Annotated in this window: 24 protein-coding genes; all 24 read left to right on the top strand. The window is 64.5% G+C overall.

Going from position 1 to position 25373, the window contains the following annotated elements:
• Positions 1-77: 77 nt before the first annotated feature.
• The 24 genes from PMI15_RS10885 to hisB all read left to right on the top strand — a co-directional run bounded on the left by PMI15_RS10885 (position 78) and on the right by hisB (position 25266).
• Positions 78-602 (top strand): shikimate kinase, encoded by a 525-nt coding sequence (locus tag PMI15_RS10885; protein ID WP_036838420.1) that lies wholly within the window; start codon positions 78-80, stop codon positions 600-602.
• 65 nt (positions 603-667) lie between these two features.
• The gene (aroB, locus tag PMI15_RS10880) at positions 668-1783 is read left to right on the top strand and encodes a 3-dehydroquinate synthase (protein WP_007868202.1); all 1116 of its coding nucleotides are present in this window, start codon (positions 668-670) and stop codon (positions 1781-1783) included.
• Positions 1784-1802: 19 nt separating this feature from the next.
• Positions 1803-3002 carry a deoxyguanosinetriphosphate triphosphohydrolase gene (locus PMI15_RS10875; RefSeq protein WP_007868199.1) on the top strand — a complete coding sequence of 400 codons (1200 nt, stop codon included), beginning with the start codon at positions 1803-1805 and terminating at the stop codon, positions 3000-3002.
• 23 nt (positions 3003-3025) lie between these two features.
• Positions 3026-4249 carry a CynX/NimT family MFS transporter gene (locus PMI15_RS10870; protein WP_007868197.1) on the top strand — a complete coding sequence of 408 codons (1224 nt, stop codon included), beginning with the start codon at positions 3026-3028 and terminating at the stop codon, positions 4247-4249.
• 219 nt (positions 4250-4468) lie between these two features.
• The gene (locus PMI15_RS10865; protein ID WP_007868194.1) at positions 4469-5617 is read left to right on the top strand and encodes an ABC transporter substrate-binding protein; all 1149 of its coding nucleotides are present in this window, start codon (positions 4469-4471) and stop codon (positions 5615-5617) included.
• A gap of 112 nt (positions 5618-5729) precedes the next feature.
• The gene (locus PMI15_RS10860; RefSeq protein ID WP_007868191.1) at positions 5730-6440 is read left to right on the top strand and encodes a transposase; all 711 of its coding nucleotides are present in this window, start codon (positions 5730-5732) and stop codon (positions 6438-6440) included.
• Positions 6441-6676: 236 nt separating this feature from the next.
• A complete protein-coding gene (locus tag PMI15_RS10855) occupies positions 6677-11419 on the top strand; it encodes a glutamate synthase-related protein (protein WP_007868188.1) in 4743 nt (1580 codons plus the stop codon).
• A 99-nt stretch (positions 11420-11518) separates the two neighbouring features.
• Positions 11519-12985: a glutamate synthase subunit beta gene (locus PMI15_RS10850; RefSeq protein ID WP_007868184.1), complete on the top strand. Its 1467-nt coding sequence runs from the start codon at positions 11519-11521 to the stop codon at positions 12983-12985.
• 341 nt (positions 12986-13326) lie between these two features.
• On the top strand, positions 13327-14172 hold the full coding sequence (locus PMI15_RS10845; RefSeq protein ID WP_007868182.1) for an ABC transporter ATP-binding protein: 846 nt from the start codon (positions 13327-13329) through the stop codon (positions 14170-14172).
• The gene (mlaE, locus tag PMI15_RS10840; protein WP_007868180.1) at positions 14169-14963 is read left to right on the top strand and encodes a lipid asymmetry maintenance ABC transporter permease subunit MlaE; all 795 of its coding nucleotides are present in this window, start codon (positions 14169-14171) and stop codon (positions 14961-14963) included. The genes PMI15_RS10845 and mlaE overlap by 4 nt, the downstream gene beginning before the upstream one ends.
• Positions 14964-15088: 125 nt before the next feature.
• Positions 15089-15595, top strand: a complete 507-nt coding sequence (gene mlaD, locus PMI15_RS10835) for an outer membrane lipid asymmetry maintenance protein MlaD (protein WP_007868178.1) — start codon at positions 15089-15091, stop codon at positions 15593-15595.
• Positions 15592-16359: a VacJ family lipoprotein gene (locus PMI15_RS10830; protein ID WP_007868163.1), complete on the top strand. Its 768-nt coding sequence runs from the start codon at positions 15592-15594 to the stop codon at positions 16357-16359. The genes mlaD and PMI15_RS10830 overlap by 4 nt, the downstream gene beginning before the upstream one ends.
• A gap of 205 nt (positions 16360-16564) precedes the next feature.
• Positions 16565-17209, top strand: coding sequence for a phospholipid-binding protein MlaC (locus PMI15_RS10825; RefSeq protein ID WP_007868160.1), 645 nt, complete (start codon positions 16565-16567; stop codon positions 17207-17209).
• A gap of 12 nt (positions 17210-17221) precedes the next feature.
• A complete protein-coding gene (locus PMI15_RS10820; protein ID WP_007868156.1) occupies positions 17222-17494 on the top strand; it encodes a lipid asymmetry maintenance protein MlaB in 273 nt (90 codons plus the stop codon).
• Between the two features lie 70 nt (positions 17495-17564).
• The gene (locus PMI15_RS10815; RefSeq protein ID WP_007868153.1) at positions 17565-18524 is read left to right on the top strand and encodes an ABC transporter ATP-binding protein; all 960 of its coding nucleotides are present in this window, start codon (positions 17565-17567) and stop codon (positions 18522-18524) included.
• Positions 18521-19276 (top strand): ABC transporter permease, encoded by a 756-nt coding sequence (locus PMI15_RS10810; protein ID WP_007868150.1) that lies wholly within the window; start codon positions 18521-18523, stop codon positions 19274-19276. Before PMI15_RS10815 ends, PMI15_RS10810 begins: the two co-directional genes overlap by 4 nt.
• Positions 19277-19278: 2 nt before the next feature.
• Complete coding sequence (locus tag PMI15_RS10805) at positions 19279-19533, top strand: BolA family protein (RefSeq protein ID WP_007868148.1); 255 nt, start codon at positions 19279-19281, stop codon at positions 19531-19533.
• A 7-nt stretch (positions 19534-19540) separates the two neighbouring features.
• The gene (gene murA / locus PMI15_RS10800; RefSeq protein WP_007868144.1) at positions 19541-20809 is read left to right on the top strand and encodes a UDP-N-acetylglucosamine 1-carboxyvinyltransferase; all 1269 of its coding nucleotides are present in this window, start codon (positions 19541-19543) and stop codon (positions 20807-20809) included.
• A complete protein-coding gene (hisG, locus tag PMI15_RS10795) occupies positions 20806-21456 on the top strand; it encodes an ATP phosphoribosyltransferase (RefSeq protein ID WP_007868140.1) in 651 nt (216 codons plus the stop codon). The genes murA and hisG overlap by 4 nt, the downstream gene beginning before the upstream one ends.
• A gap of 3 nt (positions 21457-21459) precedes the next feature.
• A complete protein-coding gene (gene hisD, locus PMI15_RS10790) occupies positions 21460-22827 on the top strand; it encodes a histidinol dehydrogenase (protein WP_007868136.1) in 1368 nt (455 codons plus the stop codon).
• Between the two features lie 54 nt (positions 22828-22881).
• Positions 22882-23115: a hypothetical protein gene (locus PMI15_RS24735; protein WP_007868133.1), complete on the top strand. Its 234-nt coding sequence runs from the start codon at positions 22882-22884 to the stop codon at positions 23113-23115.
• Positions 23112-23570 carry a PIN domain-containing protein gene (locus tag PMI15_RS24730; protein WP_007868130.1) on the top strand — a complete coding sequence of 153 codons (459 nt, stop codon included), beginning with the start codon at positions 23112-23114 and terminating at the stop codon, positions 23568-23570. Before PMI15_RS24735 ends, PMI15_RS24730 begins: the two co-directional genes overlap by 4 nt.
• Positions 23567-24661 carry a histidinol-phosphate transaminase gene (gene hisC, locus PMI15_RS10775; RefSeq protein WP_007868127.1) on the top strand — a complete coding sequence of 365 codons (1095 nt, stop codon included), beginning with the start codon at positions 23567-23569 and terminating at the stop codon, positions 24659-24661. Before PMI15_RS24730 ends, hisC begins: the two co-directional genes overlap by 4 nt.
• On the top strand, positions 24658-25266 hold the full coding sequence (gene hisB / locus PMI15_RS10770) for an imidazoleglycerol-phosphate dehydratase HisB (protein WP_007868125.1): 609 nt from the start codon (positions 24658-24660) through the stop codon (positions 25264-25266). The genes hisC and hisB overlap by 4 nt, the downstream gene beginning before the upstream one ends.
• Positions 25267-25373: the final 107 nt, after the last annotated feature.

Raw genomic sequence — 25373 nt, 5'->3', positions numbered from 1 at the left:
ACCGGCCCATTTTCCACCCTGACTCTATTCACGCATCCCGGGGCGAGCGCCTCCAGACTCCATTGAATGCAAACCCGTTGAGAATCGCCTGCGTGGGCCTGCCGGGTTCGGGGAAATCCACTGTCGGCCGGCATCTGGCCCGCAAGATGGGGCTGCGCTTTATTGATTCGGACCAGGTGATCGAGCAGCGCATCGGCTGCTCCATCCGCGAGTTTTTCGAACGCGAGGGCGAGAACGCCTTCCGAGATATCGAGCAGCAGGTCATCGATGAGCTGACCCAGGGCCAATCCTGCGTGCTGTCCAGCGGCGGCGGGACCGTGCTGCGCCCTGCCAATCGCCAGCACCTTCGCGAGCGTGCGCAAGTGGTGTACCTGCATTCCATCCCCGAAGAGGTGTTTCGCCGCCTGCGGCACGACCAGAACCGGCCCCTGCTCCAGGTCGCCGACCCGCTGGCCAGGCTCAGGGACCTCTATGCGGCCCGCGACCCCCTCTACCGCGAAACCGCCCACTTCGTCATCGAGACCGGGCGTCCCTCGGTGTCGACACTGGTCAACATGATCCATATGCAGCTGGAGCTGGCGGGGTTGCTGCCCGTGCCCTGAGCGCTCGCGCCTTGCCTTGCAAGCCGCCGCACCCAAGGCGGGCGAGTGCCTCTACACTCCCACTTATGCACGCAAATTCCCCTTCCGCGGTGGCGCGGGTCCAGATCGAGCTGGGCGAACGCAGCTACCCGATTGCCATCGGCACCGGCCTTCTCGGCAATGCGCTGACTTACCAGAATCTCCCGAAAGCCGCCACCGCGCTGGTGGTGTCGAACACGACGGTGGCTCCCTTGTATGCCGCGCAACTGAGCCAGGCTCTGCGCCAGCGTTATGGCAAGGTGCTGCTGGTGACCTTGCCCGACGGCGAAGCTCATAAGGACTGGCAGACGCTGCAGCTGATCTTTGACGCCTTGCTCGAGAACGGCTGCGACCGCAAGACGGTGATGTTTGCGCTGGGCGGCGGGGTGGTGGGTGATATGACCGGCTTTGCCGCCGCCAGCTATATGCGCGGCGTGCCCTTTGTGCAGGTGCCCACGACCCTGCTGGCGCAGGTGGACTCCTCGGTGGGCGGCAAGACGGCGATCAACCACCCGCTGGGCAAGAACATGATAGGCGCCTTCTACCAGCCCCTGCTGGTGGTCTGCGACCTCGATGCGTTGCAGACCTTGCCCGCGCGCGAGCTGAGCGCGGGCCTGGCCGAAATCATCAAATACGGCCCGATTGCCGACATGGCCTTCCTGGAATGGATAGAGGCCAACCTTGAAGGCCTGCTGGCCAGGGAGCCCGCAGCCATGGCCCACGCGATCAAGCGCAGCTGTGAGATCAAGGCCTGGGTGGTGGGGCAGGACGAGCGTGAAGCCGGCTTGCGGGCCATCCTGAATTTCGGCCATACCTTCGGCCACGCGATTGAATCCGGCCTCGGTTACGGCGAATGGCTGCACGGCGAAGGCGTGGGTTGCGGCATGGTGATGGCCGCGCACCTGTCAGAGCGCCTGGGTCTGGTCGACAGGCCTTTTGTCGAAAGGCTGACGCGGCTCATCAAGCGTGCCGGTTTGCCGGTCAAGGCGCCGGTGCTGTCCGCAGGTGACAATGCCGGGCGCTACCTGGAGCTGATGCGTATCGACAAAAAATCCGAGGCCGGCGAGATCCGTTTTATCGTGATCGACGGCCCGGGCAAAGCGGCGCTTCGCAGCGCGCCCGACGCGCTGGTGCGCGAAGTGATAGACCTGTGCTGTGCCTGAAGCCTGGAGAGCGTGAACCATGACCCTGGCGCCCTATGCCTGTGATCCCGCGCTGTCGCGCGGCCGCCGCTATACCGAGCCGGTGGCGCCCACGCGTTCCGACTTCCAGCGCGACCGCGATCGCATCGTGCATTCAACAGCCTTTCGCCGCCTGGTCTACAAGACCCAGGTTTTCCTCAACCACGAGGGCGACCTGTTCCGCACCCGCCTGACCCATTCGCTGGAAGTCGCCCAGCTGGGGCGCTCCATCGCCCGCACGCTGCGGCTCAACGAGGACCTTGTGGAGGCCATCGCGCTGGCGCACGACCTGGGCCACACGCCTTTCGGCCACGCCGGCCAGGATGCCCTGAACGCTTGCCTCAAGGCCGGCCACCCCGAGAGCGCGGGCTTCGAGCACAACCTGCAAAGCCTGCGCGTCGTGGATGCGCTGGAAGAGCGCTACCCGGCCTACAACGGCCTGAACCTCAGTTTCGAGACGCGCGAGGGCATCCTCAAGCATTGCTCAAAGCGCAATGCGCAGCGCATCGAGTCGCGCGAGCCGGGCGGGGTGGCGCGCCGTTTTGTGGACCAGCCCGCCGAAGGCCCGCGCTGGCAGCAGCCTAGCCTGGAAGCGCAGCTCGCCAACCTGGCCGACGAGATCGCCTACAACGCGCACGACATCGACGACGGTGTGCGCTCGGGCCTGCTGACGCTGGAGCAGCTCGAGGACGTGGAGCTCTTCAGCCAGTACTGCCGTGAGACGCGGCTGGCCCATCCCGGCTTGCAGGGCCGCCGGCTGCTGTTTGAAACCATACGCCGCATGCTCAGCGCCCAGGTCTACAACGTGATGGACGCGACATGGGCGGCCATCCACAAGGCGGCGCCCGCGAGTGCCGACGAGGTGCGCCAGCAAGCGGCGCTGGTCTGCTTCACACCGGAGATGGCGCGGCAGTCCGCGTCGCTCAAGCGCTTCCTGCTGAAAAACCTCTACCGCCATCCGAAGGTGGTGGAGACTACGCAGGCGGCCAAGCAGGTGGTCGGCGAACTGTTCGAGGCCTATATGGCCGACCCGGCGCAGATGCCGCAGGCCCACAGCGAGCGCTTTGACGGCGTCGACGCGCCGCATGCCGCGGGCGCCAAGCCCGAGCGGGTCGTGGCCGACTACATCGCCGGCATGACTGACCGCTTTGCCGCCAAAGAGCATGAGCGTCTGAAGGGCCGGGCCGCCTTCGCGGCCTGAACCTGCCCCTCTCCTCGTTGCGTGTGACTGAAGCCAAGCCGGATACCGCCGCCAGCGCGCGTGCCGCCTGGTGCGTGATCGCGGCCGGCGTGGTGGCCGCCCTGCATGTGGGCAAGCTGCCGCCTGCCTTGCCCGTGCTGGGCCAGGTGCTGGGCGTTTCCCTGCTGCAGGCCGGTTTCCTGCTCTCGCTCGTCCAACTGGCCGGCATGACCCTGGGCCTGGTGACCGGGCTGGCGGTGCAGCGCGTGGGGCTCAAGCGCAGCATGCTGGCGGGCCTGTGGGTGCTGGCATCGGCCAGCGCCCTGGGCGCCATGGCTTCCGGCGTTCATGGCTTGCTGGCGACACGCGTCCTCGAAGGCCTGGGGTTTTTGTGGGTGGTGCTGCCGGCACCGGCCCTGGTGCGCCGACTGGTGCCGCCGGAAAAATTGAGCGGTATGCTCGGCATGTGGGGCGCCTACATGCCTCTGGGGGCGTCGCTGGCCCTGCTGGCCGGGCCTCTCGTCATCGCCGGGGCCGGCCCGCAGTGGGGCTGGCGCATCCTGTGGTGGCTGCTGGCCGCGCTGGCCGCGGCGCTGGCCCTGCTGCTCGCGTGGCGCGTGCCGGCGGAGCCGCCCGAGGCGCTTGCCCCCACAGGCCGGCCCCGCAACCGCCAGCTCATCGCGACGACCTTGCGTTCGCGCGCCGCCTGGCTCATGGCCCTGGCCTTTGCGACCTATTCCGGGCAATGGCTCGCCGTGGTGGGTTTTCTTCCGTCCATCTATGCGCAGGCCGGCGTGGCCGGCGGCTGGGGCGGGCCGCTGACGGCGCTGGCCGCGGCCGTCAACATCATCGGCAACGTCGCTGCCGGGCGGCTGCTGGGCCGTGGCCTGCCGCCGCTGGCCTTGCTGGCTGCGGGTTTTCTGGCGATGGCGGGCGGCGCCTTGCTGGCGTTTTCGGGCGCGCCGCCCGCGCTGCGGTACGCGGCGATCCTGGGTTTTTCCATGCTGGGCGGCCTGGTTCCGGCCACTCTTTTCAGCCTGGCCATCCGGCTGGCGCCCAGCGCCGATACGGTGTCCACCACGGTGGGCTGGATGCAGCAGTGGTCGGCGCTGGGTCAGTTCGCGGGTCCCCCACTGGTGGCCTGGGTAGCCGCCGAGGCAGGGGGCTGGCAATGGACGGGCTGGGTCACGGCGGCCAGTTCCGCCCTGGGCCTGGTTCTGGCGCTACGGCTGCACCGTTTGCTGGTTTTGCGCGCACCCCGGCCTTAGCCCGAGGCGCAAAAACAGGCAAAACCGTCATCAGGCAGCCGCAAAGACGGCGCATAGGCTTATGACGTGTCGGCATTTTTCCTGCTGTTTTTTCGGTCCCGCACGGATTACGCTTAGGGCTTGCGCACAATTTGTGACATTTTTTTGGAACAGTAAGCGCATGCTGCAGTTGCAGGCATCAAACCTGCTTTGGCTATTCGTATCTCAAAAGGTGTTGTCATGGGTTTCAATCGGCGTCAGTTAATTCTCGGTGGTGTATCCGCAGGCGCCGTGGTGGCAAGCCCCGCGCTGTGGGCGCAGGGCAGGGCCGGGCGGAAAATCGTCGTCGGGCAATCCGTTCCGCTGACCGGCGCCGCCGATCAGATCGGCCTGGCCTACCTCAATGGCGCCAAGATTTATTTTGACGCGATCAACGCGAAAAACGGCGCGGGCGGCTACAAGATCGAAGTCAAGGCCCTCGACGACGGCTACGTCCCGGCCAAAGCCGCCGGCAACGCCAAGCAGCTGATCGACGAGGACGTGGATGCGCTCTTCGGCTTCACCGGTACCGCCAGCTGCGACGCCGCCTTCGCCGCGGCAAAAGCTTCCAACACCCTGTTCTTCGCGCCTTTTGCCGCCTCCGACGCGCTGCATGATCCCTCGCTCAGCAACGTTTTTCATGTGCGTCCCGCGCTGGCCGACGAAGCCTACAAAATCGCGCGCCATTGCGCGACGCTGAACCAGGACCGCATCGCGGTGTTTGCCGAAGACGACGCCATGGGGCGCGGCGGCCTGGCGGCCGTCAACCAGGCGCTGGTCGACCTGAAGCGGCCGGCCATCGTCGGCAGCGCCCTGTCGCCGGTCAACAGCGACAAGGTTGACGCGGCCGTGGCCTCCCTGATGAAGGCGCAGCCCCAGGCCGTCATCCAGGTCAGCCTGTTCAATTCATCGGCTGCCTTCATCCGCAAGATGCGCCAGGCCGGCTATGGCGGGCAGTTCCTGAATTTCTCCGTCGTCGGCATCGACCCGCTTTTCAGCGCCCTGGGCAAGGAAATCGGCGGCGTTGTGATTTCCCAGGTCGTGCCCTCGCCGCGCAGCACCGGCATGCCGATCATCAAGGAATACCTCGATGTGCTGAACCAGACCGACCAGACGCCCAGCTATGAAAGCGTGGAGGGCTACATCGCCGCCAAGACTTTTGCCGAAGGCGTGCGCCGCAGCGCGGCAGGCAGCGGAAAACCCGACCGGGCCGGCTTGCAAAAAGCGTTTGAAGCCATGACGGACTACGACGTGGGCGGCTTTCGCGTCAACCTGCGCGCCAAAAAATACGAATCGGTGCGTGCCATCGACCTCGTCACCATCACGCCTGACGGCAAAGTCGTCCGCTGATAAAGATGCCGTGTCAGGGGCCGCGCAAGCCGCCTCCTGAAACGAAGCGTGGGCGGCCGAAAATTGGGGTCGGATTCCAATATCATGATGCCAACTCCAGGTATCGCATCCCATGGCCCGCCTTCCCCGTCTGACGCTTCCCGGTTTCCCCCATCACATCATCCAGCGCGGCAATAACCGGCAAGCCGTTTTTTCCTGCGCGGCCGATCACCAGATGTTGTTGCGGCTGCTCGACGAAAGCGCGCGCAAATTCGGTGTGGCCCTGCATGCCTATGTGCTGATGGACAACCACTTCCACCTGCTGGCCACGCCCAGCACGGCGGACGGCTTGCCGCAGATGATGCAGGCTGCGGGACGGCGCTATGTTCGCTACTTCAACGACAGCCAGGGGCGCTCCGGTACCCTCTGGGAGGGGCGTTACCGCGCTACGGTAATCGAGGCCGAACGCTATTTGCTGGCCTGCATGGCCTATATCGACTTGAACCCGGTTCGCGCGGGGCTGGTGGCCGAGGCCAGGGACTATCCATGGTCCAGCCACGGTCACTATGCGGGTTTGCGGGTCGACAGCCTGCTGACACCGCATCCCCTGGTCTGGGCGCTGGGCAACACGCCCTTTGCCCGCGAGGCGGCCTACGCCTCGTTGGTGCGTGCCGGCATCACGCTGGAGCAGCAGGAGCTGCTGACCCGCTCGGCCCTCAGCGGCTGGGCGCTGGGCGAGGGCGATTTCCTCGCCGAACTGCAAAAGCGCACCGAGCGCCGCGTGACAAAAAACCAGGCGGGGCGGCCGACCACGACACCCAAAGAGGACTTCCCAGCGGCTTAAATAACGCCGTTTCATGGTTTTTTGCGCTTGAATCAAATATGTCCCTAATTAAATGTTGATTAAATTTATCGATTTTTAATTGGAATCTGACCCCATTTAAACTTCTTGGCATTGTTGTTGCACTGCACTATGCTCCCCATTCCCTGCGAAAAATTATGAAACTGCGGATGGGTGCGTTGCGGTCTTTCTCACAGGACGCATTCAGCGCTCCCATCCCACCCCGACGAGGAATTGCCATGACTACGGCTGCTGAAATCAAGCATTTTGAAGAAAACGGTTTGTACGCCGGAGCCAACGAACACGATGCCTGCGGCGTCGGTTTCGTGGCGCATATCAAGGGGCACAAAAGCCACGCCATCGTCCAGCAAGGTCTCAAGATTCTCGAAAATCTCGACCACCGGGGCGCAGTGGGCGCTGACAAGCTCATGGGCGACGGCGCCGGCATCCTGATCCAGCTGCCCGACGCGCTGTACCGTGAAGAAATGGCAGGGCAGGGCGTGCAGCTGCCGCCGCCCGGCGAATACGGCGTGGGCATGGTGTTTCTGCCCAAGGAGCACGCCTCCCGCCTGGCCTGCGAGCAGGCGCTGGAACGCGCCGTCAAGGCCGAGGGCCAGGTGCTGCTGGGCTGGCGCGATGTGCCGGTCAACCGCGACATGCCCATGTCGCCCACCGTACGCAAAAAAGAACCCATCCTGCGGCAGATTTTTATCGGCCGCGGCAACGACGTGATCGTGCAGGACGCGCTGGAGCGCAAGCTCTACGTGATCCGCAAGACCGCCAGCGCCGCCATCCAGAACCTGCGCCTGACGCACAGCAAAGAATATTACGTGCCCAGCATGTCCAGCCGCACGGTGGTCTACAAAGGCCTGCTGCTGGCCGATCAGGTGGGCACTTACTACCGCGACCTGACCGATACGCGCTGCGTCTCGGCGCTGGGCCTGGTGCACCAGCGCTTTTCCACCAACACCTTCCCCGAGTGGCCGTTGGCCCACCCCTACCGTTATGTCGCGCACAACGGCGAGATCAACACCGTCAAGGGCAACTACAACTGGATGAAGGCGCGCGAAGGCGTGATGTCCTCGCCGGTGCTGGGCGCCGACCTGCAAAAGCTCTACCCGATCAGCTTTGCCAGCCAGTCCGACACCGCCACCTTCGACAACTGCCTGGAACTGCTGACCATGGCCGGCTACCCCATCAGCCAGGCCGTGATGATGATGATCCCTGAGCCGTGGGAGCAGCACACGACGATGGATGAGCGCCGCAAGGCCTTTTACGAATACCATGCCGCCATGCTGGAGCCCTGGGACGGCCCGGCCTCCATCGTCTTCACCGACGGCCGCCAGATAGGCGCCACGCTGGACCGCAACGGCCTGCGCCCCTCGCGCTACTGCGTGACCGACGACGACCTGGTCATCATGGCCTCCGAATCGGGCGTGCTGCCGATTCCCGAGCACAAAATCGTGCGCAAATGGCGTTTGCAGCCCGGCAAGATGTTCCTGATCGATCTTGAACAAGGCCGCATGGTCGATGACGAGGAAATCAAGGCGACGCTGGCTCACAGCAAGCCTTACAAGCAGTGGATCGAAAACCTGCGCATCAAGCTCGACGACGTGGCCGGCAAGGCGGCCAAGCCCGCCGCGGCCGCCGCGCCCGTCTCCGACATTCCCCTGCTGGATCGCCAGCAAGCCTTCGGCTACACCCAGGAAGACATCAAGTTCCTGATGTCACCCATGGCCGCCAACGGCGAGGAGGCCACCGGCTCCATGGGCAACGACAGCCCGCTGGCCGTGCTGTCCAACAAGGACAAGCCGCTCTACAACTACTTCAAGCAGCTGTTCGCTCAGGTGACCAACCCGCCCATCGACCCGATCCGCGAGGCTATCGTGATGTCGCTGGTGTCCTTCATCGGCCCCAAGCCCAACCTGCTGGACATCAACCAGGTCAACCCGCCCATGCGGCTGGAGGTCAGCCAGCCGGTGCTCAACGTGGCCGACATGCGCAAGCTGCGCGACATCGAGGCGCACACTCAGGGCAAGTTCAAGAGCTACACCCTGGACATCACCTACCCGCTGGCCTGGGGCCATGAAGGCGTGGAGGCCAAGCTGGCCTCGCTGTGCGCCGAGGCGGTGGACGCGATCAAGGACGGCAAGAACATCCTGATCGTCAGCGACCGCGGCATCAACGCTACGCAGGTCGCCATCCCGGCCTTGCTGGCCCTGTCGGCCATCCACCAGCACCTGGTCAAGGAAGGCCTGCGCACCACGGCCGGCCTGGTGGTGGAAACCGGTTCCGCGCGCGAAGTGCACCACTTCGCCGTGCTCGCCGGCTACGGCGCCGAAGCCGTCCATCCCTACCTCGCCATGGAAACCCTGGCCGAGCTGTCCAAGGGTTTGCCGGGCGAGCTCAGCACCGAGAAAGCCGTCTACAACTACACCAAGGCCATCGGCAAGGGCCTGTCCAAGATCATGTCCAAGATGGGCGTGTCCACCTATATGAGCTACTGCGGCGCCCAGCTGTTCGAGGCCATAGGCCTGAATCGCGACACCGTGGCCAAGTTCTTCACCGGCACGGCCAGCCAGGTCGAAGGCATGGGCGTGTTCGAGATCGCCGAGGAAGCGCTGCGCATGCACCGCGCCGCCTTCGGCAACGACCCGGTGCTGGCCAACATGCTGGACGCCGGCGGCGAATACGCCTGGCGCGTGCGCGGCGAAGACCATATGTGGACCCCCGACGCAATCGCCAAGCTGCAGCATTCCACGCGCTCCAACAACTGGAACACCTACAAGGAATACGCCCAGCTGATCAACGACCAGAACCGTCGCCACATGACGCTGCGCGGCCTGTTCGAGTTCAAGATCGACCCCTCCAAAGCCATTCCGATCGACGAGGTCGAGCCGGCCAAGGAAATCGTCAAGCGTTTTGCCACGGGCGCCATGTCGCTGGGCTCCATCAGCACCGAGGCCCACGCCACCTTGGCCGTGGCCATGAACCGCATTGGCGGCAAGAGCAACACGGGCGAGGGTGGTGAAGACCCGAACCGCTACCGCCAGGAGCTCAAGGGCATCCCGATCAAGAAGGGTGAGACGCTCAAGAGCGTGATCGGCCCGAAACAGGTCGAGGTCGACCTGCCGCTGCAGGACGGCGACTCGCTGCGCTCGCGCATCAAGCAGGTCGCGTCGGGCCGTTTCGGCGTCACGGCCGAATACCTGGTGTCGGCCGACCAGATCCAGATCAAGATGGCGCAGGGCGCCAAGCCCGGCGAGGGCGGGCAGCTGCCCGGCGGCAAGGTCAGCGAATACATCGGCCAGCTGCGCTACTCGGTGCCCGGTGTCGGCTTGATCTCGCCGCCGCCGCACCACGACATCTATTCGATCGAGGACCTAGCCCAGCTGATCCACGACCTGAAGAACGTCAACCCGCGCGCCAGCATCAGCGTCAAGCTGGTCAGCGAAGTCGGCGTCGGCACCATTGCAGCGGGCGTGGCCAAGGCCAAGTCCGACCACGTGGTGATCGCCGGCCATGACGGCGGCACGGGCGCCTCGCCCTGGTCGTCCATCAAGCATGCCGGCTCGCCCTGGGAAATCGGCCTGGCCGAAACCCAGCAGACCCTGGTGCTCAACCGCCTGCGCGGCCGCATCCGCGTGCAGGCCGACGGCCAGATGAAAACCGGCCGCGACGTCATCATCGGCGCGCTGCTGGGCGCCGACGAGTTCGGCTTCGCCACCGCGCCGCTGGTGGTCGAAGGCTGCATCATGATGCGCAAGTGCCACCTCAACACCTGCCCCGTCGGGGTGGCCACGCAGGACCCGGTGCTGCGCCAGAAGTTCAGCGGCAAGCCCGAGCACGTCGTCAACTACTTCTTCTTCGTTGCCGAAGAGGCGCGCCAGCTCATGGCGCAGCTCGGCGTGCGCAAGTTCGACGACCTCATCGGCCGCGCCGACCTGCTCGACACGCAAAAAGGCATTGAACACTGGAAGGCCCGCGGCCTGGACTTCAGCCGCCTGTTCTACCAGCCCAATGTGCCGGCCGACGTGCCGCGCCTGCATGTGATGGAGCAGGACCACGCGCTCGAAAAAGCGCTGGACGTGCGCCTGATCGAAAAATCCAAGGCTGCGATCGAAAAGGGCGAAAAAGTCCAGTTCATCGAAGTGGCGCGCAACGTCAACCGCACCGTGGGCGCCATGCTCTCGGGCGAGCTGACGCGCCACCATCCGCAGGGCCTGCCCGACGACACCCTGCGCATCCAGCTTGAAGGCACGGGCGGCCAGTCCTTCGGCGCCTTCCTGGCCAAGGGCATCACCATGTACCTGATAGGCGACGCCAACGACTACACCGGCAAGGGCCTGTCGGGCGGGCGCATCGTGGTGCGCCCCAGCATAGACTTCCGCGGCGACGCGGTGAAGAACACCATCGTCGGCAACACCGTGCTCTACGGCGCGACCACCGGCGAGGCCTTCTTTAGCGGCGTGGCCGGCGAACGTTTTGCCGTGCGCCTGTCGGGCGCCACGGCGGTCGTTGAAGGCACGGGCGACCATGGCTGCGAATACATGACGGGCGGCACCGTCGCGGTGCTGGGCAAGACCGGCCGCAACTTCGCCGCCGGCATGAGCGGCGGCGTGGCCTATGTGTACGACGAAGACGGCTTGTTCGCCACGCGCTGCAACACCTCCATGGTCTCCATGGACCGCATCGTCACCACGACCGAACAGCACACCCACGACAAGGCCGACTGGCATGCCGGCGAAAGCGATGAGGAACTGCTCAAGCGCCTGCTGCAGGACCACAACCGCTGGACCGGCAGCAAGCGCGCGCGCGAACTGCTGGACAACTGGAGCGAGTCGCGCCTGAAGTTCGTCAAGGTCTTCCCGAACGAATACAAGCGGGCCCTGATCGAGCGCAAGGAGCGCCGGCTGGAAGCGGCGACGGAGACCACCCGGGCCCAGGTCGCCACCAACCAGGAAGCGGTGGCCGCCAAGTAGGCCGCCGCACCCACGCTTGCATTGAACCGGAACTGCCCGCGCCCGTGATGACGGGCCGGCAGCCGGAAAAGCTTAAAAAGAATCGCACAGGACCTCATCATGGGAAAAATCACCGGCTTCATGGAATACGAGCGCATCGAGGAGGGCTACAAGCCCGTGCCGGAGCGCCTGAAGAACTACCGCGAATTCGTCGTCGGGCTGGACGACGCGCAGGCCAACAAGCAGGCGGCCCGTTGCATGGACTGCGGCACGCCGTTTTGCAACAATGGCTGCCCGGTCAACAACATCATTCCCGACTTCAACGACATGGTGTTTCGCGCCGACTGGAAAAACGCGATCGACACGCTGCACAGCACCAACAACTTCCCCGAGTTCACCGGCCGCATCTGCCCGGCGCCCTGTGAGGCCGCCTGCACGCTGAACGTGAACGACGACGCCGTCGGCATCAAGTCCATCGAGCACGCCATCATCGACCGCGCCTGGTCCGAAGGCTGGGTCAAGCCCGTGATGCCCAAGCACAAGACCGGCAAGAAGGTCGCCGTCGTCGGCTCCGGCCCTGCCGGCATGGCCGCGGCCCAACAGCTGGCGCGCGCCGGCCACGAGGTGACGCTGTTTGAAAAGAACGACCGCATCGGCGGCCTGCTGCGCTACGGCATCCCCGACTTCAAGATGGAAAAAGTCCATATCGACCGCCGCGTCGAGCAGATGAAGGCCGAAGGCGTGATTTTCCGTACCGGCGTGATGGTGGGCAGCCTGCCCAAGGACTCCAAGGTCACCAACTGGGCCAAGGAAAGCATCAGCCCCGAGCAATTGCAAAAGGACTTTGACGCCGTGATGCTGACCGGCGGCGCCGAGCAGTCGCGCGACCTGCCCGTGCCCGGCCGCGACCTGGACGGCGTGCATTTCGCCATGGAATTTTTGCCCCAGCAGAACAAGGTCAACGCCGGTGACAAGGTCAAGGGCCAGTTGCGCGCCGACGGCAAACACGTCATCGTGATCGGCGGCGGCGACACCGGCTCCGACTGCGTGGGCACCAGCAACCGGCACGGCGCTGCCAGCGTCACGCAGTTCGAGCTGATGCCCCAGCCGCCCGAAGAGGAAAACCGCCCCCTGACCTGGCCTTACTGGCCCATCAAGCTGCGCACCTCTTCCTCGCACGAGGAAGGCTGCGAGCGCGAGTTCGCCATCTCCACCAAGGAATTGATAGGCGAAAAAGGCAAGGTCACGGGCCTGAAGACCGTGCGCGTCGAGTGGAAAGACGGCAAGATGGCCGAGGTGCCCGGCTCCGAGCAGACCCTCAAGGCCGACCTGGTGCTGCTGGCCATGGGCTTTGTCTCGCCGGTGGCTTCCGTGCTGGAAGCTTTCGGCGTTGAAAAAGACAACCGCGGCAATGCCAAGGCCAGCACGGATTTCACCGGTGGCTATGCCACCAACGTGCCCAAGGTGTTTGCCGCCGGCGATATCCGCCGCGGGCAAAGCCTGGTCGTCTGGGCGATTCGCGAAGGCCGCCAGGCCGCGCGCGCCGTTGACGAGTTTTTGATGGGTTACAGCGACCTGCCTCGCTAAACGCCGCGCCCGGCCTTCGCAAATCGCCCCAAGGGGCGGTTTAACAAACCCCAAGCTGACGCTTGGGGTGCGCGAAGGCCGCCAGGCCGCGCGCGCCGTTGACGAATTTTTGATGGGTTAGAGCGATCTGCCTCGCTAAACGCCGCGTCCTCTATCCAAGAAGCGATTCAGGAGACCCCAGGCTTGTGCCTGGGGGCGACGGCCTGCGCCGTAAGTGGCGTGACGGAAACCCCACGGTATTACTGCCTGGTATTACTTCCCGGGATAGGGGCGGCCAAACCCCGTATCATTAGGGCATTCCCCTAGTTCGCCGGCGCGCTCGTCGGCCCCTCTTTTTCTCCATGGCCGACACCCTCGCTTCATCACTGGTTGAATTCAAGGATGTGACCTTCTCCTACCCGGGTTCCGCGGGCGACCGCGTCATTCTGGACAGGGTTACCCTGTCCGTACCCAGGGGCAAGGTCACCGCGCTGATGGGTGCCTCGGGCGGCGGCAAGACCACCGTGCTGCGCCTGATCGGCGGCCAGCAGAAGGCCACCGGCGGCGCCGTCCTGTTTGACGGTAAGGACGTCGGCAAATTGGTGCAGCAAGAGCTGTACACCGCACGCCGGCGCATGGGCATGCTGTTCCAGTTCGGCGCGCTGTTCACCGATTTGAGCGTGTTCGACAACGTGGCCTTTCCGCTGCGCGAGCACACGGCGCTCAATGAGCGCCTGATCCGCGACATCGTGCTGATGAAGCTCAACGCCGTGGGCCTGCGCGGCGCGCGCGACCTGATGCCCAGCGAAATCTCCGGCGGCATGGCCAGGCGCGTGGCGCTGGCGCGCGCCATCGTGCTGGATCCCGAACTCATCATGTACGACGAGCCCTTCTCCGGGCTGGACCCTATCTCGCTGGGCACCGCCGCGCAGCTCATACGCCAGCTCAACGACACCCTGGGCATCACCAGCATCGTGGTCTCGCACGACCTCGAGGAAACCTTCCGCATCGCCGACAAGGTCATCATCCTGGCCAACGGCAGCATCGCCGCCCAGGGCACGCCCGATGAAGTGCGGCGCTCCACCGACCCGCTGGTGCACCAGTTCGTCAATGCCGAGAGCGAGGGTCCGGTGAAATTCCATTACCCCGGGCCGGGCGTGGAGGCCGACTTCGGCAACGCCGACGCCGCCAAAAAGGAGCGCGCATGAGCCGCTACAGTCCCGTCGCCCTGGTGTCCGACCTTGGTTTTGCGGTGCGCAGGCAGCTGGCCGACCTGGGTTATGCCGCGCGGCTGATGTCGCGCCTGGTCGCCCTGAGTGGGCCGGCCCTGGCCCGTTTCGGCCTGGTGCGCGACCAGATCTTCTTTTTGGGCAACTATTCGCTGGCTATCATCGCGGTGTCCGGCCTCTTTGTGGGCTTTGTGCTGGGCCTGCAGGGTTACTACACGCTGCAGCGCTACGGTTCGGCCGAGGCGCTGGGCCTGCTGGTGGCGCTCAGCCTGGTGCGCGAGCTCGGACCGGTGGTCACGGCGCTGCTGTTCGCCGGCCGCGCCGGCACGGCCCTGACCGCCGAAATCGGCCTGATGAAAGCCGGCGAGCAACTCTCGGCCATGGAAATGATGGCGGTGGACCCGATACGCCGCATCCTGGCACCGCGTTTCTGGGGCGGCATCATCGCCATGCCGCTGCTGGCCGCGGTGTTCAGCGCCGTGGGCATCCTGGGCGGCTGGCTGGTCGGCGTGGTCATGATAGGCATAGACGCCGGTTCCTTCTGGAGCCAGATGCAGTCCGGCGTGGATGTCTGGCGCGACGTGGGCAACGGCATCATCAAGAGTTTTGTGTTCGGGGTGACCGTCACCTTTGTTGCCCTGCACCAGGGATTTGAAGCCCAGCCCACGCCCGAGGGCGTCTCGCGAGCCACCACGCGCACCGTGGTGGTGGCCTCGCTGGCCGTGCTGGGGCTGGACTTCCTGCTGACCGCGTCCATGTTCAGCCTGTAGTCGTATAACCGCCTTCAAACATTTTTAATTTGTCCATGAGAAAATCCGCCATTCCAGTGTCTGCCTTGAAGGGATGGCGCAAGGCCCAAGCCGTGGCCGCCTTGCCGGGCCACTGAAAGAAAACGATGCAACGCTCCAAAAATGATCTCTGGGTTGGCCTGTTTGTCCTGATCGGGGGCCTGGCCATCCTGTTCCTGGCACTGAAGTCCGCCAACCTTCTCTCACTGAATTTCGACACTTCTTACAAGATCACGGCGAAATTCGACAATATTGGTGGTCTGAAGCCGCGCGCCGCGGTCAAAAGCGCAGGTGTGGTGGTCGGGCGGGTTGAAAATATTACTTTCGACGACAAGTCCTACCAGGCCAGCGTGAGCCTGGCCATGGAGAGCCGCTATGTGTTTCCCAAGGACAGCTCGCTGAAGATTTTGACCAGCGGCCTGCTCGGCGAGCAGTACATCGGCGTGGAAGCCGGCGGGGACGAGAAAAATTTCGCCGCGGGGGACGTGACCAAAAACACGCAGTCCGCCGTGGTACTTGAGAATCTGATCAGCCAGTTTTTGTACAGTAAAGCGGCGGACAGCAGTTCCGGATCAGGAACTGCGCCACCACCAGCGACGACAGAAAAAAAATGACAAGCAACATGACGATGAAAAAATCAACAGGGTGGGCCGGCGCCGTTCTCGCAGTGGCGCTGCTTCAGGGATGCGCAACCGGCCCGGGCGCCAATCCGTCCGATCCGCTGGAACCGTTTAATCGGGCCATGTTCGGCTTCAACGAGGGCCTGGACCGCACCGTCCTCAAGCCCGTGGCCACCGCCTACCGCGACGTCACGCCCCAGCCCGTGCGCACCGGCGTCACCAGCTTCTTCGGCAACATTTCCGACGTCTGGTCCATGGTCAACAACCTGCTGCAGGGCAAGGGCGAAGCCGCCGCCGACAGCCTGTTCCGCGTCACCACCAACACCCTCTGGGGCCTGGGCGGCATTTTTGACGTGGCCAGTGAAATGAAAATCCCGAAACACTCGGAAGACTTCGGCCAGACCCTGGGTGTCTGGGGCGTGGGTTCGGGGCCTTACCTGGTGCTGCCTGTGCTGGGCCCTTCTTCGGTGCGCGACACCGCCGGCCTGGTGGTGGATTACCAGCTGGACGCCGTCAGCCAGGCCAGCAACGTCCGCGTCCGCAATACCCTGACGACGCTGCGCGCGGTCAATGTGCGCGCCAACCTGCTGGGCGCCGGCGACGTGCTCGACCAGGCGGCCCTGGACAAATACAGCTTTACCCGCGATATCTACCAGCAGCGCCGCAACAGCCTGATCGGCAACGTGCCCGCGGAAAAGGAAGAACGCTTCGATTTGCCCGAAGGCGCGCCGGCCACGCCCGCCCCTGCGGCCAAGTAAGAAGGTGAAACAGGCTTGAACAGGGCCAGGCAAGGCCTTGTTTAAGCGGTATGCAGACAATATTTACAAGACTGCCGAATAACTTCATCCCCAGTCCGGAAGCAATCCCGCAGAATCCCTATCGAGCCATGGGTTTCCAGCACGTAATGCATCAACAGTGATGCCGCAAACTGGCAACCGCGTGTCTCGCCACCGAAGGAACATCATGAAACGCAGAACTCTTGGCCATTTGTTGACCGCCACCCTCAGCCTGGCCCTGCTGGGCGCCGCGCCTTTCGTTCGCGCCGCCGACGAGGCTCCCGATGCCCTGATCAAACGCGTGTCGGCCGAAGTGCTGGACAACATCAAGACCGACAAGGCCGTGAAAGCCGGCGACCTGACCAAAGTGCTGTCCCTGGTCGACAGCAAGATCATGCCCAACGTGAACTTCACGCGCATGACGGCCGCCGCCGTGGGCCGCAACTGGCGCCAGGCCACGCCCGAGCAGCAAAAGAAGCTGCAGGATGAATTCAAGATCCTGTTGATCCGCACCTATTCCGGCGCCCTTGCGCAGGTCAGCGACCAGACGGTCAACGTCAAACCCCTGCGCGCGTCGCCCGGCGACACCGAGGTGGTGGTGCGCACCGAAGTCCTGGGCAAGGGCGATCCCGTCCAGCTCGACTACCGCATGGAAAAAACTGCCACAGGCTGGAAGATCTATGACCTCAACGTGCTGGGCGTGTGGCTGGTGGAAACCTACCGCACCCAGTTCGCCCAGGAAATCAGTACCAAGGGTGTGGACGGCCTGATCGCCTCGCTGGTGCAGCGCAACCAGTCCAACAACGGCGCGGTTGCCAAGAAGTCCTCCTGAGCGGACCCCTCGGTGCTCACGCTTCCCCCCGTCCTCACGCACGCCGAGGCCGCAGGTTTTGCGCTCGGCCTGAAGCAGGCCGTACTGTCCCAGCCCGCCGGGGTAGTGGCGGACGCCGGCGCGCTCAAGGAGTTTGACTCCTCCGCCCTGGCGGTGCTGCTGGAGTGCCGGCGCGAAGCGCTGGCCGCCGGCAAGGAGTTTGCCGTGGCGGGCTTGCCGCCCCGCCTGCGCCAGCTGGCGGGCCTGTACGGCGTGGCGGATTTGATTCCGGCCGCCGCAGCTTAAGGCGCCGCTGCGGGGCATTCCACGGCCCGCCCGGCTCCAAAACGGCATCCGCCCTTAAAATGGCGGGCTCATGCCAGCGATCTCATTCCAGTCCGTCTCCAAAACCTACTCCTCCGCGCGAAATCAAACGGGTCCGGTCGTCAAGGCGCTTGACGACGTCAGTTTCGATATCCGGCAGGGCGAATTTTTTGGCCTGCTGGGGCCCAACGGCGCTGGAAAAACCTCTCTCATCAGCATACTGGCCGGCCTTTCGCGCGCCAGCAGCGGCACCGTCAAGGTCCACGGCAGCGACGTGCTGGCCGACTATGCCAGCGCCCGGCGCAAGCTCGGCGTGGTGCCGCAGGAACTGGTGTTCGACCCCTTTTTCTCGGTACGCGAGGCGCTGCGCATACAGTCCGGCTATTTCGGCATCAAGCGCAACGACGACTGGATCGACGAACTGCTTGTCAGCCTGGGCCTGGCCGACAAGGCCAACGCCAACATGCGCCAGCTCTCCGGGGGCATGAAGCGCCGCGTGCTGGTGGCGCAGGCCCTGGTGCACAAGCCGCAGGTCATCGTGCTGGACGAGCCCACCGCCGGCGTCGACGTGGAATTGCGCCAGACCCTGTGGCAGTTCATCGCCAAGCTCAACAAGCAGGGCAGCACCGTGCTGCTGACCACGCACTACCTCGAAGAAGCCGAAGCCCTGTGCAGCCGCATCGCCATGCTCAAACAGGGGCGGGTGGTGGCGCTGGCGCAGACCTCCGAGCTGCTCAAGGCGGCGTCATCCAACGTGCTGCGTTTCAAGATCGACAGCGAGCTGCCCACGCACCTGGCGGTGCAGGCCCGTATCACCGGCCGCATCGTGCAGTTCCCGGCGCACAACGCCCATGAGATCGAACAATACCTCGCCGCGATCCGAGAGGCGGGCCTGGTGGCCGAGGACGTTGAAATCCGCAAGGCCGACCTCGAAGACGTCTTCCTGGACGTCATGAACAAAAAGCCGGCTGCGGAAACCGTGGCGGTAGATCTCGCGAAAGTGGCAACATGACCGGCTGGCAAACCCTGCTCTACAAGGAAACCCTGAGATTCTGGAAGGTGGGTTTCCAGACCGTGGGCGCGCCGGTGCTGACCGCCGTGCTCTACATGCTGATCTTCGGCCACGTGCTGCAGGACCAGGTCAAGGTCTACAACCAGGTCAGCTACACCGCCTTCCTGGTGCCCGGCCTGGTGATGATGAGCGTGCTGCAGAACGCCTTCGCCAACAGCTCTTCCTCGCTGATCCAGAGCAAGATCATGGGCAGCCTGGTGTTTGTGCTGCTCACGCCGCTGTCGCACTGGCACTGGTTTTTCGCCTATGTGGGCTCCTCGGTCGCGCGCGGCCTGCTGGTCGGTGTGGGCGTGTTCGCCGTCACCGTGTTTTTCGGCCAGCCGGCTTTTGTGGCGCCGCTGTGGATCGTGCTGTTCGCGGTGCTGGGCGCCGCCATGCTGGGCGCCCTGGGGGTGATCGCCGGGCTGTGGTCCGAGAAGTTCGACCAGATGGCGGCCTTTCAGAACTTCGTCATCATGCCCATGACTTTCCTGAGCGGCGTGTTTTATTCCATCCACTCCCTGCCGCCTTTCTGGCAGAAGGTTAGCCACCTGAACCCCTTTTTCTACATGATCGACGGTTTCCGCTATGGCTTCTTCGGCGTCAGCGACGTCTCGCCATGGCTGAGCCTGGGCATTGTCGCGACAGCCTTGCTGGCCGTCAGCGCCGTGGCCGTCAACCTGCTGCGCACCGGCTACAAAATAAGACACTAGACATGACCAGCGAAGAACTGCAATCCATCATCGCCGCGGGCCTGCCCTGCGAGCACATCGAGCTGTCGGGCGACGGCCGCCACTGGTACGCCACCGTGGTGTCCAGCGCCTTTGAAGGCCAGCGCCTGATACAGCGCCACCAGAAGGTTTACGCCACGCTGGGCGGCCGCATGCAGACCGACGAGGTGCATGCGCTGTCCATGAAAACCTACACGCCCACCGAATGGGCCAATACCAACAACGGCAACGCGAACTGAAAAGAACATGGACAAATTACTCATCAAGGGCGGCAAGCCGCTGGCCGGAACGGTTGAAATTTCCGGCGCCAAGAACGCCGCGCTGCCCGAGCTTTGCGCCGCGCTGTTGACGGCCGACGAGGTGACGCTGCGCAACGTGCCGCGCCTGCAGGACGTGGCCACCATGCTCAAGCTGATCCGCAACATGGGCGTGGAGGCTGAGCGCGGCGACGACGGCACGGTGCGCATCAACGCCGGCAAGCTCAGCTCGCCCGAGGCGCCCTACGAGCTGGTCAAGACCATGCGTGCTTCCGTGCTGGCGCTGGGCCCGCTGCTGGCGCGCTTCGGCGAAGCCACGGTGTCGCTGCCGGGCGGCTGCGCCATCGGTTCGCGTCCGGTGGACCAGCACATCAAGGGACTGCAGGCCATGGGCGCCGAGATCGTGGTTGAGCACGGCTACATGATCGCCAAACTGCCGGCCGGTCAGAAGCGGCTCAAGGGCGCCAGCATCACCACCGACATGGTGACCGTCACCGGCACCGAAAACTTCCTGATGGCCGCCAGCCTGGCCGAAGGCGAGACCATCCTGGAAAACGCAGCGCAGGAGCCCGAGATCGGCGACCTGGCCGAAATGCTCATCAAGATGGGCGCGAAGATTGAAGGCCACGGCACGCGCCGCATCCGCATCCAGGGCGTGGAGCGCCTGCACGGCTGCACCCACCAGGTGGTGGCCGACCGCATCGAGACCGGCACCTTTTTGTGCGCGGTCGCTGCCGCCGGCGGCGACGTGGTGCTCAAGCACGGCCGCGCCGACCACCTCGATGCCGTGATCGACAAGCTGCGCGAAGCCGGCGCGGTGGTGACGGCGGGCGAGGACTTTATCCGCATCCAGGCCAGCGGCCGCATGAAGGCGCAATCCTTCCGCACCACCGAATACCCCGGTTTCCCGACCGACATGCAAGCCCAGTTCATGGCGCTCAATGCCGTCGCGCTGGGCAGCAGCACCGTGACCGAGACGATTTTTGAGAACCGCTTCATGCACGTCAACGAGATGGTGCGCCTGGGCGCCAAGATTCAGATCGACGGCAAGATCGCCGTTATGGAGGGTGTCGAAAAGCTGTCCGGCGCTACCGTCATGGCCACCGATTTGCGCGCCTCCGCCAGTCTGGTGATCGCCGGCCTGGTGGCCGAAGGCGAAACCCTGGTGGACCGCATCTACCACCTGGACCGCGGCTACGACCAGATGGAAGCCAAGCTGCGCGGCATAGGCGCCGACATCGAACGGATCAAAGCATGATCACGCTCGCACTCTCCAAAGGCCGCATCTTCGACGACATCCTGCCGCTGCTCAAGAGCGCCGGCATCGAGGTGCTGGACGATCCCGAAAAATCCCGCAAGCTGATCCTGGACACCAACCAGCCCGGTGTGCGCGTGGTGCTGGTGCGCGCCACCGATGTGCCCACCTATGTGCAGTACGGCGGCGCCGATCTCGGCGTGGTCGGCAAGGACACCCTGCTGGAATCCGGTAGCCAGGGCCTGTATCAGCCGCTGGACCTGCAGATCGCCAAATGCCGCATCAGCGTGGCCGTGCGCGAAGGCTTCGACTACGCCGCGGCCGTGCGCCAGGGCTCACGCCTCACAGTCGCCACCAAATACGTGGCGATCGCGCGCGACTTCTTCGCCACCAAGGGCGTGCACGTTGACCTGATCAAGCTCTACGGCAGCATGGAACTGGCCCCGCTCACGGGCCTGGCTGACGCCATCGTCGACCTGGTGTCCACCGGCAGCACGCTCAGGGCCAACCACCTGGTCGAGGTCGAGCGCATCATGGACATCAGCTCGCACCTGGTGGTGAACCAGACCGCGCTCAAACTCAAGCAGGCACCGATACGCCAGCTCATCGATGCCCTTTCGGCCGCCACGGCCTCTTCGCGAAAATCCTGAGCCATGAAACTGACCGCCGCGCCCGCCCGCCTATCCACGGTTTCCGCCACCTTTGAGGCCGAATTCAAGGCGCGCCTGCATTGGTCCGCCGACACCGACGCGGCCATAGAGCAGCGCGTGGCCGACATCCTGGCCGACGTGCAGCTGCGCGGCGACGCGGCGGTGCTCGAATACACCGCGCGCTTCGACGGCCTCGCAGCCGGCTCGATGGCAGGGCTGGAGCTGACGCAGGCAGATTTCAAAGCCGCGTTTGATGCCATTCCTGCTGCCCAGCGCGAGGCCCTGCAAGCCGCCGCTGTCCGGGTGCGCAAATACCACGAGGCACAGAAAAAAGCGTCCGGCGAGAGCTGGAGCTATCGCGATGGAGACGGCACCTTGCTGGGCCAGAAGGTCACGCCGCTGGACCGCGTTGGCATTTATGTGCCCGGCGGCAAGGCGGCCTATCCCTCCAGCCTGCTGATGAACGCCATCCCCGCCCATGTGGCTGGCGTGCAAGAGATCATCATGGTGGTGCCTACTCCCGTGCGGGGCAGCGTGGCTACGGGCGGCTCAGGCGGCCAAGCTGCATCCAACAAGGGTGAGCGCAATGAACTTGTGCTGGCCGCCGCCTATGTGGCCGGCGTCACCCGCGCGTTCACCATCGGGGGCGCGCAGGCCGTGGCCGCACTGGCCTACGGCACGCAGACCGTGCCCAAGGTCGACAAGATCACCGGTCCCGGCAATGCCTATGTGGCCAGCGCCAAAAAGCGCGTTTTCGGCACGGTGGGCATCGACATGATCGCCGGCCCCTCGGAAATCCTGGTACTGGCCGACGGCAGCACGCCGGCGGACTGGGTCGCCATGGACTTGTTCAGCCAGGCCGAGCACGACGAACTCGCCCAAAGCATCCTGCTGTGCCCCGACGCCGCCTACCTCGACCAGGTGCAGGCCGCGATTGACCGCCTGCTGCCCGAGATGCCGCGCGCCGAGATCATTGCCAAGTCCCTGAGCGGGCGCGGCGCCCTGATCCACACGCGCAGCATGGAAGAAGCCTGTGCCATCAGCAACCGCATCGCACCCGAACACCTGGAAGTCTCCAGCCGCGAGCCGCACAAGTGGGAGCCCTTGCTCAAGCACGCCGGCGCCATCTTTCTGGGTGCGTACACCAGCGAGTCCCTGGGGGACTACTGCGCCGGCCCGAATCACGTGCTGCCCACCAGCGGCACGGCGCGCTTTTCGAGCCCGCTGGGCGTCTACGACTTCCAGAAACGCTCCAGCCTGATCGAAGTCAGCGAAGCCGGCGCCCAGGTGCTGGGCAAGATCGCCGCGGAACTGGCTTATGGCGAAGGTTTGCAGGCGCATGCGCGGGCGGCGGAGATGCGGCTGAAATAAGGTCTCAGATTACACGAATTTCGTGCAGCACGAAATTCGTGTAAACTTGAGGCCATGAAAAACGTGACCATCACCGTGGACGATGCCGCCCTGGAATGGGTGCGCATCGAGGCGGCGCGGCGCAATACCAGCGTCTCGCGCCTGGTGGGCGAGATGCTGGCCGAGAAGATGCAGCGCACCGACGCCTACCAGCGCGCCCTGCACGACTGGCAAAACAAGGACAGGCTCTGGGTGTCCAATGGGCAGCCCTATCCCACGCGCCTTGAGCTGGACGAGCGCGGCGCATGAGTGAGGCATCTACCGGCGTTTTTGTGGACGCCAGCATCCTGCTGCACAGCGAAGACGGCGCTGACCGGGCCAAACAGCAGGCCGCCCTGGCCTGGCTGACCGTGCTGTGGCGGCGCGGCCTGGGTCGCACCAGTACCCAGGTGCTCAATGAGTTTTACCTGCTGGCCACGCGCAAGATCCAGCCGCCGATGCCGGCCGGCGATGCGCGCGCCGAAGTACGTCGCTATGAACTCTGGCAGCCCTGGCAAACCGACCACGCCACCGTCGAATCCGCCTGGGCGGTGGAAAGCCGCTACGGCCTGCACTACCGCGACAGCCTGGTCGTCGCGGCGGCCCAGCACCTCGGCTGCCGCTATCTGCTCAGCGAAGGCCTGGCGCATGAGCAGCACTACGGCGGTGTCCAGGTGATCAACCCTTTTAAAACCGGCATTGAACTGCTGGAGAACCTCCAATGACTCTTACTACCCTTTCACTGGATAACAAGCTTAAAAAACTGATACGCCAGGACGTGCAGTCCATGCACGCCTATGCCATCCAGGACTCGGCCGGCATGGTCAAGCTCGACGCCATGGAGAATCCGCACCGCCTGCCCGCAGCGCTGCAGGCCAAGCTGGGCCAGCGCCTGGGCGCGCTGGCGCTGAACCGCTACCCCGACGGCCGGGTCAACGACCTTCGCAAGGCGTTGGCCGACTATGCGCAGATGCCCGAAGGTTTCGACATCATGCTGGGCAACGGCTCGGACGAGCTGATCTCGCTGCTGGCCATGGCCTGCGACGTGGGGGGCGGCTCCATCCTGGCGCCGCTGCCGGGTTTTGTGATGTACGCCATGAGCGCCCAGCTGCAGGGCCTCAAATTCATCGGCGTGCCGCTGACGGCCGACTTTGAACTCGACGAAGCCGCCATGCTGGCCGCGATCAAGGCGCACCAGCCCTCCATCATCTACCTGGCCTACCCCAACAACCCCACGGCCAACCTGTGGGACGACGCGGTGATCGAAAAAATCATCGAGGCGGCGCCCGGGCTGGTGGTGATGGACGAGGCTTACCAGCCGTTTTCAAGCAAAAGCTATATAGACCGCATCGCCAGGCACGGCCACGTGCTGCTGATGCGCACCATGAGCAAGTTCGGCCTGGCCGGTGTGCGGATCGGCTACATGATGGGCCCCAAGGCCTTGATTGCCGAGGTCGACAAGGTGCGCCCGCCCTACAACATCAGCGTGCTCAACTACGAGTGCGCGCTGTTCGCGCTGGAGCACCAGGCTGAATTCGCCGCCCAGGCCGGCGAGCTGGTGGCCCAGCGCGCCGTGCTGATGGACGCGCTGGCCGGCATGGCGGCCAAGGGCGTCAAAGCCTGGAAAAGCGATGCCAACATGATCCTGGTGCGCGTGCCCGATGCGGCCAAAACCTTCGACGGCATGAAATCCCACAAAGTGCTGGTCAAAAACGTTTCTAAAATGCATCCATTGCTGGCCAATTGTTTGCGCCTGACGGTCGGCACCGCGGACGAGAACGCGCAAATGCTGGCGGCGCTTGAAAAATCCCTATGACTACCCCAACCCTCGCTCCCCGCATTGCCGAGGTTTCGCGCAACACCGCAGAAACCCAGATCACCGTTAAGCTCAACCTCGACGGCACCGGCAAGGCCAGCCTGTCGACGGGCATAGGCTTTTTCGACCACATGCTGGACCAGATCGCTCGCCACGGGCTGATAGACCTGGACATCCAGGCCAAGGGCGACCTGCACATCGACGGCCATCACACGGTGGAAGACGTGGGCATCACGCTGGGCCAGGCCGTGGCCAAGGCCGTGGGCGACAAAAAAGGCCTGCGCCGTTACGGCCATGCCTATGTGCCGCTGGACGAGGCGCTGTCGCGCGTGGTGGTCGATTTTTCGGGCCGCCCGGGACTGGAAATGCATGTGCCCTTCAAGAGCGGCATGATTGGCACTTTCGACAGCCAGCTGGCCTACGAATTCTTTCAGGGCTTTGTGAACCACGCTTTTGTGACCCTGCACATCGACAACCTCAAGGGTGAAAACGCTCACCACCAGGCCGAGACCGTGTTCAAGGCCTTTGCCCGCGCGCTGCGCATGGCGCTGGAGATAGACCCGCGCGCCGCCGGTGTGATCCCCTCGACCAAGGGCTCGCTCTAAGCCACCCTCCAAAAAGCCGCCGCGCAGCATTCCATGCCTCTTTTTGGCGTAGCCCCCTACAAATGGGCGCCGGCAGCCCCTAAATTCAAAGCCAACCCTTCTTGAAC

The organism is Polaromonas sp. CF318 (assembly GCF_000282655.1).
Classification (GTDB): Bacteria; Pseudomonadota; Gammaproteobacteria; order Burkholderiales; family Burkholderiaceae_C; genus Polaromonas.
This window is presented reverse-complemented; position numbering and strand designations above follow the sequence as displayed.

Excerpts from the sequence above, each read along its gene's own strand:
- aroB (WP_007868202.1), top strand. The coding sequence starts at position 668 with ATGCACGCAAATTCCCCTTCCGCGGTGGCGCGGGTCCAGATCGAGCTG.
- PMI15_RS10875 (WP_007868199.1), top strand. The coding sequence starts at position 1,803 with ATGACCCTGGCGCCCTATGCCTGTGATCCCGCGCTGTCGCGCGGCCGC.
- PMI15_RS10865 (WP_007868194.1), top strand. The coding sequence starts at position 4,469 with ATGGGTTTCAATCGGCGTCAGTTAATTCTCGGTGGTGTATCCGCAGGC.
- PMI15_RS10860 (WP_007868191.1), top strand. The coding sequence starts at position 5,730 with ATGGCCCGCCTTCCCCGTCTGACGCTTCCCGGTTTCCCCCATCACATC.
- PMI15_RS10855 (WP_007868188.1), top strand. The coding sequence starts at position 6,677 with ATGACTACGGCTGCTGAAATCAAGCATTTTGAAGAAAACGGTTTGTAC.
- PMI15_RS10850 (WP_007868184.1), top strand. The coding sequence starts at position 11,519 with ATGGGAAAAATCACCGGCTTCATGGAATACGAGCGCATCGAGGAGGGC.
- PMI15_RS10845 (WP_007868182.1), top strand. The coding sequence starts at position 13,327 with ATGGCCGACACCCTCGCTTCATCACTGGTTGAATTCAAGGATGTGACC.
- mlaE (WP_007868180.1), top strand. The coding sequence starts at position 14,169 with ATGAGCCGCTACAGTCCCGTCGCCCTGGTGTCCGACCTTGGTTTTGCG.
- mlaD (WP_007868178.1), top strand. The coding sequence starts at position 15,089 with ATGCAACGCTCCAAAAATGATCTCTGGGTTGGCCTGTTTGTCCTGATC.
- PMI15_RS10830 (WP_007868163.1), top strand. The coding sequence starts at position 15,592 with ATGACAAGCAACATGACGATGAAAAAATCAACAGGGTGGGCCGGCGCC.
- PMI15_RS10825 (WP_007868160.1), top strand. The coding sequence starts at position 16,565 with ATGAAACGCAGAACTCTTGGCCATTTGTTGACCGCCACCCTCAGCCTG.
- PMI15_RS10815 (WP_007868153.1), top strand. The coding sequence starts at position 17,565 with ATGCCAGCGATCTCATTCCAGTCCGTCTCCAAAACCTACTCCTCCGCG.
- PMI15_RS10810 (WP_007868150.1), top strand. The coding sequence starts at position 18,521 with ATGACCGGCTGGCAAACCCTGCTCTACAAGGAAACCCTGAGATTCTGG.
- PMI15_RS10805 (WP_007868148.1), top strand. The coding sequence starts at position 19,279 with ATGACCAGCGAAGAACTGCAATCCATCATCGCCGCGGGCCTGCCCTGC.
- murA (WP_007868144.1), top strand. The coding sequence starts at position 19,541 with ATGGACAAATTACTCATCAAGGGCGGCAAGCCGCTGGCCGGAACGGTT.
- hisG (WP_007868140.1), top strand. The coding sequence starts at position 20,806 with ATGATCACGCTCGCACTCTCCAAAGGCCGCATCTTCGACGACATCCTG.
- hisD (WP_007868136.1), top strand. The coding sequence starts at position 21,460 with ATGAAACTGACCGCCGCGCCCGCCCGCCTATCCACGGTTTCCGCCACC.
- PMI15_RS24735 (WP_007868133.1), top strand. The coding sequence starts at position 22,882 with ATGAAAAACGTGACCATCACCGTGGACGATGCCGCCCTGGAATGGGTG.
- PMI15_RS24730 (WP_007868130.1), top strand. The coding sequence starts at position 23,112 with ATGAGTGAGGCATCTACCGGCGTTTTTGTGGACGCCAGCATCCTGCTG.
- hisC (WP_007868127.1), top strand. The coding sequence starts at position 23,567 with ATGACTCTTACTACCCTTTCACTGGATAACAAGCTTAAAAAACTGATA.
- hisB (WP_007868125.1), top strand. The coding sequence starts at position 24,658 with ATGACTACCCCAACCCTCGCTCCCCGCATTGCCGAGGTTTCGCGCAAC.